Here is a 12,371-nt window from a genome sequence, read left to right as displayed (position 1 = left end):
GCAGCACACGCTCACCGACAGCCTCGTCGGTTCAACAACTACAAAAGGCGGATCAACATGGCCGGACTGGACAAGCGCGTAGCAACCTATGAAGAGGCCCTCGACGGCCTGACCGACAACATGACGGTACTGGCCGGTGGCTTTGGCCTGTGCGGCATTCCAGAAAACCTCATCAACGAGATCAAGCGCCGTGGCGTCAAGGGCCTGACCGTGGTCTCCAACAACTGCGGTGTCGACGGTTTCGGCCTGGGTGTACTGCTGGAAGAGCGGCAGATTCGCAAGATGATCGCGTCCTACGTGGGCGAGAACGCCGAATTCGAACGCCAACTGCTCAGTGGTGAACTGGAAGTCGAACTGACCCCCCAAGGCACCCTCGCCGAGAAAATGCGCGCCGGCGGCGCTGGCATCCCGGCCTTCTTCACCGCCACCGGCTATGGCACCCCGGTTGCTGATGGCAAAGAAGTGCGTGAATTCAAAGGCCGCCACTACATTCTCGAAGAATCCATCACCGGTGACTTCGCCATCGTCAAGGGCTGGAAGGCCGACCATTACGGCAATGTGGTGTACCGCAACACCGCGCAGAACTTCAACCCGCTGGCGGCCACCGCCGGCAAGATCACCGTGGTTGAAGTGGAAGAGATCGTCGAACCGGGCGTGCTACTGCCCAGCGAGATCCACACCCCCGGTATTTTCGTGGACCGCGTGATTGTCGGCACCTTCGAAAAGCGTATTGAAAAGCGCACCGTCAAGGCCTGAGCGCCATCCTTCAGAACAACAAAGAGATCCTGACCATGGCACTGACCCGCGAACAGATGGCGCAACGCGTCGCCCGTGAACTGAAGGACGGCTACTACGTCAACCTTGGCATTGGCATTCCGACACTGGTGGCCAACTACGTACCCGACGATATGGATGTCATGCTGCAGTCGGAAAACGGCTTGCTCGGCATGGGCGAGTTCCCTACCGAAAGCACCATCGATGCTGACATGATCAACGCCGGCAAGCAGACCGTTACCGCCCGCCGTGGCGCCTCGATCTTCGACTCGGCGCAATCGTTCGCCATGATCCGTGGTGGCCACGTCGACCTCACCGTGCTGGGCGCCTTCGAAGTGGATGTGCAAGGCAACATCGCCTCGTGGATGATCCCCGGCAAGCTGGTCAAGGGCATGGGCGGTGCCATGGACCTGGTGGCCGGTGCCGACAACATCATCGTCACCATGACCCACGCCTCCAAGGACGGTGAGTCCAAGTTGCTGGAGCGTTGCAGCCTGCCGTTGACCGGTGCCGGTTGCATTCGCAAGGTACTGACCGACCTTGCCTACCTGGAAATCGACAATGGCGCCTTTATCCTGCGCGAGACGGCGCCGGGGGTGAGCGTCGAAGAAATCATCGAGAAAACCGCCGGCAAGCTGATCGTGCCGGATGATGTGAAAGAGATGACGTTCTAACCTCTGCTGTGATCATCAACCCTGTGCGAGCGAGCTTGCACAGGGTTTTTGCTGTTGATTCAAGATCAGTTTGATAAAACCAATAAAAGGACATGACTGTGGCCGCTGAAATCCAAGACAGCCGTTCCGCCCGCTTTGCCTTGCGCTGTTCCAACTGGGCTGAACGCTGGTTCCCTGATTCCTGGGTATTCGCCGCCCTTGCGGTAGTGCTGGTGTGCCTGGGCGCCCTGGTGATGGGCGCCAAACCGACCGACACCGCCAAGGCCTTCGGCGATGGCTTCTGGAGCTTGATCCCGTTCACCATGCAGATGGCGTTCGTGGTCATTGGCGGCTATGTGGTGGCCAGCTCGCCGCCTGCCGCGCGGCTGATCGACCGCTTGGCGCGTATCCCCAGCAACGGCCGCTCGGCGGTGTGCTGGGTTGCGCTGATCTCGATGCTGGCCTCGTTGCTCAACTGGGGCCTGTCGCTGGTATTCGGTGGCCTGCTGGTGCGCGCACTGGCGCGCCGCACTGACCTGAAAATGGATTATCGCGCCGCTGGCGCCGCCGCCTACCTTGGCCTTGGCGCGGTATGGGCGCTGGGCCTTTCGTCTTCGGCAGCGCAACTGCAGGCCAACCCGGCCAGCTTGCCGCCGTCGATTCTGTCGATCACCGGGGTGATTCCGTTCACCGAAACCATCTTCCTCTGGCAGTCGGGGGTCATGCTGGCGGCGCTGGTGATCGTATCGTTGGTGGTGGCCTATGCCACCGCCCCAGGCGCGACCAGCGCGCGTACGGCGGAACAATGCGGCGTCGACCCAAGCTTCACCGCGCCGCCACCGGCCCAGCGCAGCCGGCCCGGCGAGTGGCTGGAGTACAGCCCGATCCTGACCTTGCTGCTGGTGGCCCTGGCCGGTGGCTGGCTGTACCAGGAGTTCGCCACCAAGCCTGCAATCACCGCCATCTCCGGGCTTAACACCTACAACTTCCTGTTCATCATGCTGGGTGCCTTGCTGCACTGGCGCCCGCGCAGCTTCCTCGATGCGGTGACCCGTGCCGTGCCCACCACCACCGGGGTGCTGATCCAGTTCCCGTTGTATGGCTCGATCGCGGCGGTCCTCACCCAGGTCAAGGGCGTGGACGAACAGACCCTGGCCCACCACATTTCCACTTTCTTCGTACAGATCGCCTCCCACGATACCTACGCCGTGCTGATGGGCGTGTACTCGGCAGTGCTGGGCTTCTTCATCCCCTCGGGCGGGGGCAAATGGATCATCGAGGCGCCCTATGTGATGCTGGTGGCCAATGACCTGCAATATCACCTGGGTTGGGCCGTGCAGATCTACAACGCTGCCGAAGCCCTGCCAAACTTGATCAACCCGTTCTACATGCTGCCGCTGCTGGGCGTGCTGGGCCTCAAGGCGCGCGACCTGATCGGCTTCTCGTTCGTGCAATTGCTGGTGCATGCACCCTTGGTACTGGCGCTGCTGTGGGCATTGGGTACGACATTGCAGTATGTGCCGCCTGTGATGCCTTGAGATCAGGGCCAGCATTTCGCGCGCAGTCCACGTATCATCGGTGCGCGCGAGCCTTGCATCTGCCTTCGCCTGGGAAAACTGCGTCACATGTCTATCCGATTGAAATTGCTGAGAAAGAAACTGGGCCTGACCCTGGAATTGCTGGCCGAGAAAACCGGCATGACCAAGAGCTACCTGTCCAAGGTCGAGCGTGGCCTGAACACGCCGTCGATCGCTGCGGCGCTGAAGCTGGCGCGGGCGCTGAACGTCAATGTCGAAGAATTGTTCGCTGAAGAACAAACCGCGCAGCATCGATACAGCCTGGTGCGTCATGCTGAGCGCCAGGCCCTGGTGGGCGACGGCACAGGGCCGGGGTACGCGGCACTCACCAGCCAGGTGGGTCAGCGCAGCTTGTTGCCGTTCTTGATCCAGCCGCCGACCGAGTTCAGTGACCCGACGTTCAAGGAGCACCAGGGCGAGGAGTTTCTGTTTGTTCATGCAGGCCAGGTAGAGGTGGATTTCATGAACGAACGGGTGCTGCTGGAGCAGGGCGATGCCTTGCATTTCAATGCCCAGACGCCGCACAGGTTACGCTCTGTGGGGCCGCAGCCGGCGCAGTTGCTGGTTGTGGTACACGACGACGGCGAATGAGGGCAGGGTGATGATCGAGGTGTCGCGGTTCTGGCGGGATCCGGCATTGCCCTTCGTCGAGGCCCGGCGCGTAGGGGACGGGCGCCAGGTGTGCTACGCCGCCCATTCCCATGAGAGTTTTTCCATCGGCGTCATCACCGGTGGGCGCAGTACTTACCTGACCGGCGATAGCCAGATCGAAGTGAATGCAGGCGCGACGGTGCTGATGAACCCTGGTGTTGTACATACCTGCAACCCCATCGGGGGCCAGGCCTGGTCTTACTTGATGCTGTTTGTTGATCTGCCGTGGCTGCAGGCGCTGGGTTTTCAGCTTCCCGTACAGACCAGTAGCACTTCGCCGCGCCTCTATAGCCACATGTTGCAGGTATTTGCAGACCTGTTCGACGAAGATCTGCCTGGTCGTGAAGGCCGCGTAGCGACGTTTTTTGACATACTGCCAAGCCTGCTAGGTGACACGCCTGCGGTGAACGTGCCGGAACACCCTCGGTTGGAGGCAGCCGCTGCCTTCATTCGCGCACACCGTACCGACCCGCTGAGCCTTGAAGACATCTGCATGGCCAGTGGCTTATCCCGGTCTTACTTGATTCGGGCCTTTCGCCAGCGTTTCGGCTTGACGCCCCATGGCTACCTGGTTGACCAACGCGTGCAGCTCGCCCGGGCGTACCTGCGCAAGGGCCGTGCTATTGCCGAAGTGGCACTGGCGGCAGGTTTCGCCGACCAGGCGCACTTGCAGCGGGCGTTCAAGAAACACCTGGCGGCAACGCCGGGGCATTACTGCAAGAGTGCCCCGTCGCTCAGATGACCAGATACGCAGCACTGGCCACCAGCAACACGGCCAGCCCGCGGTTCAGCAAGCGCATCTGCCGGGGGTTGCCCAGGCACTGGCGAATCACGCTTCCCGCCCATGCCCAGCTGGCCACCGAGACAAAACAGATCGGCCCATAGATCCAGGTGAACAGCCACAGCAGATGCTGTTCGCCGCCGGTGTAGGCGCCGACACCCGCCACCGCAGCCAGCCATGCCTTGGGGTTGAGCCACTGCATCGCTGCGCCATGCCAGGCCGAGGGCGCGCTCTGCCGCTGCTCGCCACTTAGCTGGCCATCATCGCTGGCCAGTTTCCAGGCCATGTACAGCAAAAAAGCCACCCCACCCCAGTGCAGCAGCACGCCCAGCAGCGGCCAGCGCAGCAACAGTTCATGCAAGCCCAGCCCGACCAGTACCAGCAGCAGGCAGAACCCCAGCGTCGCACCGGCCACATGGGCCAGGCTTGCGCGCAGGCCATGGCGGGCACCGCTGCCCAGGGCGACGATGTTGACCGGGCCAGGGGAGATCGAGGCCGCAAGCGCGAAAGCGGCCATGGACAAAGACAGACTCATGAGGGCAATCCTGTGAGGGGAGTTGTCGAGCATCTTCGGGCAGGGGCGCTCGGGCGTATTGAACAAAAGTCCCCAGTGGGCTGTTACAGGTTTTGTAATAGTTTCTCACTGTCAGAAAAACCTGCTGTGATTGTAGGATCACTTACCCAATTTCTACCCAGGTAACTATGAGCACCTTCGCGGAGCCCCCCAGTCTTCGGCCTTCTCGGCCATCTTCCAGCCGTCCCTGTGACGCTTCCCTTGTGAGTACCCGCTAATGGAATGGCTAGCCGACCCCACGGCCTGGCTAGGCCTGTTGACGCTTATCGTCCTCGAGCTGGTGCTGGGTATCGACAACCTGGTGTTCATCGCCATCCTGGCCGACAAGTTGCCGCCACATCAGCGCGACCGTGCGCGGATCATCGGTTTGAGCCTGGCGCTGATCATGCGTCTGGGCCTGTTGGCGAGTATCTCGTGGATGGTGACGCTGACCGCGCCGCTGATCGAGATGTTTGGCAAGAGCTTCTCGGGCCGTGACCTGATCATGCTGTTCGGTGGTGTATTCCTGCTGTTCAAGGCCACCATGGAGCTGCACGAACGGCTTGAAGGGCACGCCACCCAGGCCAGTGGCGTGGTACGCCACGCGGCGTTCTGGCCGATTGTTGCGCAAATCGTTGTGCTCGATGCGGTGTTCTCGCTGGACGCCGTGATCACCGCCGTGGGCATGGTCGAGCAGCTGTCGATCATGATGATTGCGGTGATCTTCTCGATCGGCATCATGATTGTCGCCAGCAAACCGCTGACCCGCTTTGTCAACGCCCACCCGACAGTGATCATGCTGTGCCTGGGCTTCTTGATGATGATCGGCTTCAGCCTGACTGCCGAAGGCCTGGGCTTCCATATCCCGAAAGGCTACCTGTACGCGGCCATTGGCTTCTCGATCCTGATCGAAGTGTTCAACCAGTTGGCCCGCGCGCGCCGCAAACGCAGCCTGCAGCAGCATCGGCCGCTGCGTGAGCGTACTGCCCATGCGGTGCTGCGCCTGCTGGGCGGCCGTCGGGTCGAGGCCGACGAGGTGGGCGAAGAAATCGCCGACCTGGTCGGGGGCGGCGGCGAAGAGGTGCTGTTCGACCGCCGGGAGCGGGTAATGATCAGTGGTGTACTGAACCTTGCCGAACGGCCGATCCGCACGGTGATGACCGCACGCGCCGAAGTCGATGTGATCGACCTTGCGCAGCCGGCCGCGGCCATCGCCGAAGCCCTGGCGAATTCGCCGTACTCGCGTCTGCCGTTGATCCGCGATGGCCGCATCGATGAGCCGCTGGGCTTCGTGCACAAGAAAGAGTTGTACAAGGAGCTGCTGTCGGGTAGCCAGCCAGACCTGGAACGCATGGCGCGGGCCCCGTTGAACCTGCTGGAAAGCTTCAGCATCCTCAATGCCCTGGAACAGATGCGTGGCCAATCCACCCATATCGCCTTCGTGGTCAACGAATTCGGTGATTTCACCGGCCTGCTGACCATGACCGATATCCTTGAGTCGATTGCCGGTGAACTGCCGGATGCCAGCGAGGTGGAAGGCCCGGGTATCGTTGAGGAGGGTAATGGCTTTGTCGTCAGCGGCGCCCTGAACCTCAGCCAGGTCCAGGCACGTACCGGCTTCAGCGCCCGTGCCACCGAGGACTACCAGACCCTCGCGGGCCTGGTGATGAGCTTGCTGGACCGCCTGCCGGTGGTGGGTGATCGCCTGGCCTGGAATGGCTGGACCATGACCGTGGAGGCCGTTGAAGAGCGGCGCGTGCGCCAGGTACGGCTTATACCGAACGGCGACGCTGACGCAGCAGGTGCTTGAAACCTTCCAGTATCAGTACCAGCACCGCGGTCCAGATCGGCAGGTAAGTCAGCCACTGATCTGGGCCGATGCTTTCACCCAGCAGCAGTGCCACGCCCACCAGCAATACCGGTTCGACGTAGCTGAGCAGGCCAAACAGGCTGAACGGCAACAGACGGCTGGCCAGCACATAGGCGATCAGGGCCGAGGCGCTGATCGCCCCCAATACCGGGATCAACGCGTAGAGGCCAGGGTGGGCCATCAAGTCCGCCGCTGACAACGGCCCCTGGATCACGAAGTACAGCGCCCATGGCAACAGCAGGCACATGTCGCACCACAGGCCGCCCAGGTGGTCGGTGCGGCAGCGTCGGCGCAGTACGAAGTAGATCGGGTAGCCGATCATCACCACCAGGGTTTCCCAGGCGAAGCTGCCATGCTGGTACAGCTCGTGCCCGACACCCAGCGCGGCGCAGCACACCGCCACCTTCTGCAGGTGCGACAGGCGTTCGCCGTAGACCAGGCGGCCGGTCAAGACCATGGTCAGCGGCAGCAGGAAGTAGCCCATCGACACTTCCAGGCTGCGCCCATGCAGCGGTGCCCACAGGAACAGCCACAGTTGCACCCCCATAAGCCAGGACGTACCGACCATCCCCAGCAGCAGCACCGGTGTGCGCCGCACCCGCGTCAGCAGCTCGCCGACCCGTTTCCAGTCCTTCGAGGCCAGCATGAACAGGGTGAGGCAGGGCAGCGTCAACAGCGTGCGCCAGCCAAAGATCTCTTCGCCATCGAGCGGCGTGAGCAGGGAGGTATAGAAGTACATCACAGCGAACAAGCAAGACGCCATGACCGATGAAAGGATGCCTTTTGACACGAATGCCTCGAATAGGGGAGTTGAGCGTGTGGATCAGCCGCGCATGATCTCAGGGGGCGCGTCATGCGGCAACCGCGAGACACCGGAGCGTCCGGCCAGCGCTTCGAGGAACGCCTCTGCCGGCATGGGCCGGGCGAACAGGTAACCTTGCTGGAAGTCCACCGCGTGCTGAGCCAGGTAGTCGCGCTGGGCCTCGGTTTCCACGCCTTCGGCGACGATGCCCAGGCCCAGTTTCCCCGACAGCTCGATGATGGTGTCGAGGATGTGCAGGGACAGCGCGTCGACACCGATCATGGCGACGAAGCTCTGGTCGATCTTCAGGTAGTCGACCTTGAACTGGCGCAGGTAGTTGAGGCTCGACTGGCCCGTGCCGAAATCGTCGAGGGCAATCATCACGCCCATTTCATGCAGTTTCTCGAACAACTCCAAGGCCACTGGGGTGGCTTCGATCAGCTTGCGTTCGGTCAGCTCCAGGGTCAGAGCCACCCGGCCGGGCGGAAAGTGCTGAAGGAAGGTCCGGCAGTCGTCGAGCAGGCGCAGGTCGCGGCAATGGTCGGCGGTGATGTTGATGCCGATGTGAAAGCCATCTTCCAGCAGCGCGGCATACGGTGCCAGGCTCTGCGCGGTGTGCAGCATCAGCGCGCGGGTCATGGCGACGATCTGGCCGCTGTGTTCGGCGTAGGGGATGAACAGGTCGGGGCGCACCAGGCCTTCCCGCGGGTGGTTCCAGCGCATCAGCACTTCAGCACCCGCCCAGCGGTAATCGCCCTTGCGCACCACGGGTTGGAAGTACGGCAGAAATTCATCAGCCTCAAGGGCGCGCTGCAACTCGGCACGTGGCGAGGTGGCACGGCGGATTTGCCAGTGGCACGCGGCCCCGGCCAGCACGCCGAGCACCATCAGCAAACTGAGCAGGGCGGGATAGTGGCTGCGCAGCAACTGGCCTTGCTTTTCGGCGCCATAGCCGCCATACACGCTGAACGGGTAGCGGGTCGAGCTCAGCGTCACGGCGGCAGTCGCAGCCGTGGGGGGCACGCCTTTGTGGACGATACCGTCCTTGCCCATCCAGTCGTTGCCGACGCGAATCTGCAACGTATCGTCCGGGCCTATCAGGCGCAGGGCCGTGAGCAGGTGGTCGCCATCCACGGTGCTGATCGCCCCGTGGTCGCCCTCGCTGGCCCGGTACACAAGCAGCGGATGGCCCGGCGTCACTGAGTTGCCATCCATCAGCCAGAGCGTGCCGTTGGTGTACTCGCTCGCGTCGACGACCTCATCGAACTCCCCGAACAGCGACGAGCAATACAGCGTGTTGTGCTGGAACAGGTTGGTCGAACGGACGAAGGCATTGCGGGTGACCTGGCCACGCAGGGCCAGTTTGACCTGTGCGCAGGGGCTACCTGCCAAGGGCAGCAGCGCGTGGGCGGTGCTGGACAAGCTGTCGAGAATGCGCTCGACATGCTCGACCACCTGGGCGGCGGTGGCATGGCTGCTGGCGCGCAGGTCGCGATCGATCTGCCAGTTCATCACCGCCAGGCCACACGCCACCGGGACTACGCCAATCGCCCAGGGCAGCAGGGTGCGCCAACTCCAGCCGGCGCGGCGTCTAGTGGTAAGGGGCATGCTGGCCTAATCTGGTGGAAGATAACGTGCAGAGGATAGCCGCTTGTCGGTGAGGGTGGCTAACTAAAGCGCGACAAAGCAATTTACGCACTGTAGAATCCGGTTACGAATACAACAATAAGGTTCTCCACCTCCGGAGAATCAAGCCCGCCGAGAATGGGTCCATATGACAAACCATGGGTTCAAACTGATCATTGGTGACTTCCTCGCTCGCAGCGTGCGCGGCATCCCGTGCTCACCGCCTTTTTTGTTCTACATCCCCGGAAATCACTAATTTTTCGCTGTAGATGAGGACAAGAACATGGCAGATATTTTCGAAAATCCAATGGGCCTGATGGGCTTCGAGTTCATCGAGCTGGCATCGCCGACACCTGGCGTGCTCGAGCCGGTTCTGCAGATACTCGGTTTCACCAAGGTTGCCACGCACCGTTCCAAAGAGGTGCACCTGTACCGTCAGGGCGGTATCAACCTGATCCTGAACAACGAACCTAAAAGCATCGCCTCGTACTTTGCCGCCGAACATGGCCCATCGGTCTGCGGTATGGCGTTCCGCGTGCGCAATGCCCATGAAGCCTATGCCCGCGCTTTGGAGTTGGGCGCCCAGCCGGTGGAGATCGAAACCGGCCCGATGGAGCTGCGCCTGCCGGCGATCAAGGGTATTGGTGGTGCGCCGCTGTACCTGATCGACCGCTTTGAAGAAGGCAGCTCGATCTACGACATCGATTTCAACTTCATCGAAGGTGTGGATCGCAACCCTGTGGGTGCGGGCCTGAAGATCATCGATCACCTGACCCATAACGTCTACCGTGGGCGCATGGCCTATTGGGCCGGTTTCTACGAGAAGCTGTTCAACTTCCGCGAGATCCGCTACTTCGATATCAAGGGCGAGTACACCGGCCTGACCTCGCGTGCCATGACCGCACCCGACGGCATGATCCGCATCCCGCTCAACGAAGAGTCGTCCAAGGGCGCCGGGCAGATCGAAGAGTTCCTGATGCAGTTCAACGGTGAAGGCATCCAGCACGTGGCCTTCCTCACCGATGACCTGCTCAAGACCTGGGATGCGCTGAAGGGTATTGGCATGCGCTTCATGACCCCACCGCCGCAAACCTACTACGAAATGCTCGAAGAGCGCCTGCCAGGCCACGGTGAGCCGGTGGATCAACTGCAAGCGCGCGGCATCCTCCTTGATGGCGCGGCTGAGTCGGGTGACAAGCGCCTGCTGCTGCAGATCTTCTCGGAAACGTTGCTCGGGCCGGTGTTCTTCGAGTTCATCCAGCGCAAGGGCGATGATGGCTTTGGCGAAGGTAACTTCAAGGCGCTGTTCGAATCCATCGAACGGGACCAGGTTCGTCGGGGCGTGTTGAGCACCGACTGATCCACCCGGGTACCGCCGTCAGGTTTTTTCGGCGGCGGTACCACGCCTGTTGCCCCGCGCCCGGAACAGGCCCCAATAGATGATCGAGCCGGTCACTATGCCCACCAGCACCAGAGAAGGAAGAACCTGCAGCGTCGACTGGCGGATTTCCTGGGCGCTGTAGCCTTTGGCGTATCCCCCCGTGACGGCGTATCCATACTGGGCAGAAATTGACCGCACCGTGTACTCGGACTGTGAAGGCCGATTCGGGTCGCGGCTGTCTCCATGGCTCCAGATGTACTGGTCGCCGAACTCCAGAAGCAGCGTCAGGCCATCCTGGAATGCGCGCAATTCGTTGCGCAGTTCCGCGGCATAACCTGTGACGATCACATTGGGGTTTTGCCCCGGCGCTTGAAAGTGAGTAACCAGCGTGGTGGGCAACACGGGCGAGTCGATCGCCAGCTCAACCCCCTGCCCGGATTGGGCGAAAGCTGACAGATGCTCCAGCGACTCGGTGTGGGTGCTGCAGTACGCTTGCTGGTCTTGCGTCAGGGTCAAGGAGCGTAGCAAGGAGTCGCGGGCCACCTGGTCCTGCAACGTACTGATGACTTCCGTGCATCCCTTGCCTGCCAGGGGCTGGGCGAGCATTGCGGTGCTGTGCATACGGTCCAGCACCTTGTCGATGGTGAACACCGCTTCCTGAACCGATATCCGTGCGTTTTCCTCAAGCTTCTTTTCCAGTTGAAACACCATCACCAGCAACCCGGAAACAACCGGCACCAGGCCGATCGCCATGATTAGCAGCAACTCCAGCAAACTGCGCCCGGCATGCATGATTTTCGACATAGGCCATTGCTCTCCAGTCTGACGCTGTCCGTGTTGGACAGATGAGCTGAAAGCCTATGTACTCAACGGTGTGGCGGATGTAGTCCGGGTGCGGCCTGAACGCCGGGAAATCAGGAAATCAGGCGTAAGCTGTCACTTGGCCTTGAGCCTCGCGAGCACCTTCTCAGCCAGGTCGGCAGTGGAGGCGGGGTTCTGCCCGGTAATCAGGCGATCGTCGCCGACCACGAAGGGCTCCCAAGGGTCATCGTGCTTGCTGTAAATACCCCCACGGGCAACCAGTTCGTTTTCGGTGAGAAAAGGCACTACCTTGTCCAGTTCAACCAGTTGCTCCTCGATGTTGGAAAAGCCCGTGACCTGGCGGTCTTTCACCAGCAGGCTGTTGTCGCTGAGCTTGATGTTCAACAGGCCGACGACGCCGTGGCAAACAGCCGCGATGATGCCTTTGTTCTCGTAGATCTTGCGTGCGAGGTCTTGAACCGGTTTGCTGTCGACAAAGTCGTACATCACGCCATGCCCGCCGGTGTAATAGATGGCGCTGTAGTCGTCAGCCTTGACCAGCCCTGGGCTCAGGCTGGCCCCTAGGCGGCTCATGAACCGCTTGTCGTCATACCACTGCCAGTCCAGGTCCGGGGCCATCTGCAGGCTGTGCGGGTCGACCGGTACGTAGCCACCCTGAGGGCTGACATAGTCGACTTCGTAGCCGGCCTTCTCGACTTTGTCGACAAAATGCACGGCCTCGCCCAACCACAGCCCGGTTGCCCGCTTGAGGTTCGGGTACTTGGCCGTATTGGTCAGCACTACCAGCATTTTCTTGCTCATGACCACACTCCTGTCGGCAGCCTGTAAGGGACCGTTATTCCATGGCTCAGTGGAAAACCTAATGAGCATAGCTGCCACAT

12 protein-coding genes are annotated in these 12,371 nt (G+C 61.4%); 7 read left to right on the top strand and 5 right to left on the bottom strand.

Going from position 1 to position 12,371, the window contains the following annotated elements; translation table 11 throughout:
- Positions 1 to 57: 57 nt before the first annotated feature.
- The 5 genes from DJ563_RS07425 (at position 58) to DJ563_RS07405 (ending at position 4,397) form a co-directional block, all read left to right on the top strand.
- The gene (locus DJ563_RS07425) at positions 58 to 756 is read left to right on the top strand and encodes a CoA transferase subunit A (RefSeq protein WP_033698034.1); all 699 of its coding nucleotides are present in this window, start codon (positions 58 to 60) and stop codon (positions 754 to 756) included.
- Between the two features lie 35 nt (positions 757 to 791).
- Positions 792 to 1,448, top strand: a complete 657-nt coding sequence (locus tag DJ563_RS07420) for a CoA transferase subunit B (protein WP_258713643.1) — start codon at positions 792 to 794, stop codon at positions 1,446 to 1,448.
- 92 nt (positions 1,449 to 1,540) lie between these two features.
- Positions 1,541 to 2,965, top strand: coding sequence for a short-chain fatty acid transporter (locus DJ563_RS07415; protein WP_434519165.1), 1,425 nt, complete (start codon positions 1,541 to 1,543; stop codon positions 2,963 to 2,965).
- Positions 2,966 to 3,052: 87 nt separating this feature from the next.
- Positions 3,053 to 3,595, top strand: coding sequence for a helix-turn-helix domain-containing protein (locus DJ563_RS07410; protein WP_186653613.1), 543 nt, complete (start codon positions 3,053 to 3,055; stop codon positions 3,593 to 3,595).
- A gap of 10 nt (positions 3,596 to 3,605) precedes the next feature.
- Positions 3,606 to 4,397, top strand: a complete 792-nt coding sequence (locus tag DJ563_RS07405; protein WP_274098812.1) for an AraC family transcriptional regulator — start codon at positions 3,606 to 3,608, stop codon at positions 4,395 to 4,397.
- Here the strand turns inward: DJ563_RS07405 and DJ563_RS07400 are convergent.
- Positions 4,390 to 4,971, bottom strand: a complete 582-nt coding sequence (locus DJ563_RS07400) for a LysE family translocator (RefSeq protein WP_274098811.1) — start codon at positions 4,969 to 4,971, stop codon at positions 4,390 to 4,392. The two genes, DJ563_RS07405 and DJ563_RS07400, sit on opposite strands and share 8 nt — an antisense overlap.
- Positions 4,972 to 5,227: 256 nt before the next feature.
- Between DJ563_RS07400 and DJ563_RS07395 the strand changes: the two genes are divergently transcribed.
- Positions 5,228 to 6,799, top strand: a complete 1,572-nt coding sequence (locus DJ563_RS07395; protein ID WP_274098810.1) for a TerC family protein — start codon at positions 5,228 to 5,230, stop codon at positions 6,797 to 6,799.
- Here DJ563_RS07395 and rarD read toward each other — a convergent pair.
- Both rarD and DJ563_RS07385 read right to left on the bottom strand, forming a co-directional pair.
- Positions 6,762 to 7,649 carry an EamA family transporter RarD gene (gene rarD / locus DJ563_RS07390; protein WP_274098809.1) on the bottom strand — a complete coding sequence of 296 codons (888 nt, stop codon included), beginning with the start codon at positions 7,647 to 7,649 and terminating at the stop codon, positions 6,762 to 6,764. The genes DJ563_RS07395 and rarD overlap by 38 nt on opposite strands.
- Positions 7,650 to 7,682: 33 nt before the next feature.
- The gene (locus DJ563_RS07385; protein WP_274098808.1) at positions 7,683 to 9,269 is read right to left on the bottom strand and encodes a cyclic diguanylate phosphodiesterase; all 1,587 of its coding nucleotides are present in this window, start codon (positions 9,267 to 9,269) and stop codon (positions 7,683 to 7,685) included.
- Positions 9,270 to 9,570: 301 nt separating this feature from the next.
- On the opposite strand from DJ563_RS07385, the gene hppD reads away from it, so the two are divergent.
- Entirely contained in the window at positions 9,571 to 10,647 is a 1,077-nt protein-coding gene (gene hppD, locus DJ563_RS07380; RefSeq protein WP_033698024.1) for a 4-hydroxyphenylpyruvate dioxygenase, read from the top strand.
- A gap of 18 nt (positions 10,648 to 10,665) precedes the next feature.
- On the opposite strand, the gene DJ563_RS07375 is transcribed toward hppD, so the two are convergent.
- Together DJ563_RS07375 and DJ563_RS07370 are read right to left on the bottom strand one after the other, a co-directional pair.
- Positions 10,666 to 11,472: a CSS-motif domain-containing protein gene (locus tag DJ563_RS07375; RefSeq protein ID WP_274098807.1), complete on the bottom strand. Its 807-nt coding sequence runs from the start codon at positions 11,470 to 11,472 to the stop codon at positions 10,666 to 10,668.
- Positions 11,473 to 11,604: 132 nt separating this feature from the next.
- A complete protein-coding gene (locus tag DJ563_RS07370) occupies positions 11,605 to 12,291 on the bottom strand; it encodes a type 1 glutamine amidotransferase domain-containing protein (protein WP_434519164.1) in 687 nt (228 codons plus the stop codon).
- Positions 12,292 to 12,371 lie beyond the last annotated feature (80 nt).

The sequence above is a fragment of the Pseudomonas sp. NFX1 genome, assembly GCF_051123555.1.
Taxonomy (GTDB): Bacteria; Pseudomonadota; Gammaproteobacteria; order Pseudomonadales; family Pseudomonadaceae; genus Aquipseudomonas; species Aquipseudomonas capeferrum.
Note: the sequence above shows the minus strand (reverse complement) of the source record. Positions and strands in the feature narration are given on the sequence as shown.

What these genes read in the sequence shown, in the direction of transcription:
- DJ563_RS07425 (WP_033698034.1), top strand. Translation starts at nt 58, where the DNA reads ATGGCCGGACTGGACAAGCGCGTAGCAACCTATGAAGAGGCCCTCGAC.
- DJ563_RS07420 (WP_258713643.1), top strand. Translation starts at nt 792, where the DNA reads ATGGCACTGACCCGCGAACAGATGGCGCAACGCGTCGCCCGTGAACTG.
- DJ563_RS07415 (WP_434519165.1), top strand. Translation starts at nt 1,541, where the DNA reads ATGACTGTGGCCGCTGAAATCCAAGACAGCCGTTCCGCCCGCTTTGCC.
- DJ563_RS07410 (WP_186653613.1), top strand. Translation starts at nt 3,053, where the DNA reads ATGTCTATCCGATTGAAATTGCTGAGAAAGAAACTGGGCCTGACCCTG.
- DJ563_RS07405 (WP_274098812.1), top strand. Translation starts at nt 3,606, where the DNA reads ATGATCGAGGTGTCGCGGTTCTGGCGGGATCCGGCATTGCCCTTCGTC.
- DJ563_RS07400 (WP_274098811.1), bottom strand. Translation starts at nt 4,971, where the DNA reads ATGAGTCTGTCTTTGTCCATGGCCGCTTTCGCGCTTGCGGCCTCGATC.
- DJ563_RS07395 (WP_274098810.1), top strand. Translation starts at nt 5,228, where the DNA reads ATGGAATGGCTAGCCGACCCCACGGCCTGGCTAGGCCTGTTGACGCTT.
- DJ563_RS07385 (WP_274098808.1), bottom strand. Translation starts at nt 9,269, where the DNA reads ATGCCCCTTACCACTAGACGCCGCGCCGGCTGGAGTTGGCGCACCCTG.
- hppD (WP_033698024.1), top strand. Translation starts at nt 9,571, where the DNA reads ATGGCAGATATTTTCGAAAATCCAATGGGCCTGATGGGCTTCGAGTTC.
- DJ563_RS07375 (WP_274098807.1), bottom strand. Translation starts at nt 11,472, where the DNA reads ATGTCGAAAATCATGCATGCCGGGCGCAGTTTGCTGGAGTTGCTGCTA.
- DJ563_RS07370 (WP_434519164.1), bottom strand. Translation starts at nt 12,291, where the DNA reads ATGAGCAAGAAAATGCTGGTAGTGCTGACCAATACGGCCAAGTACCCG.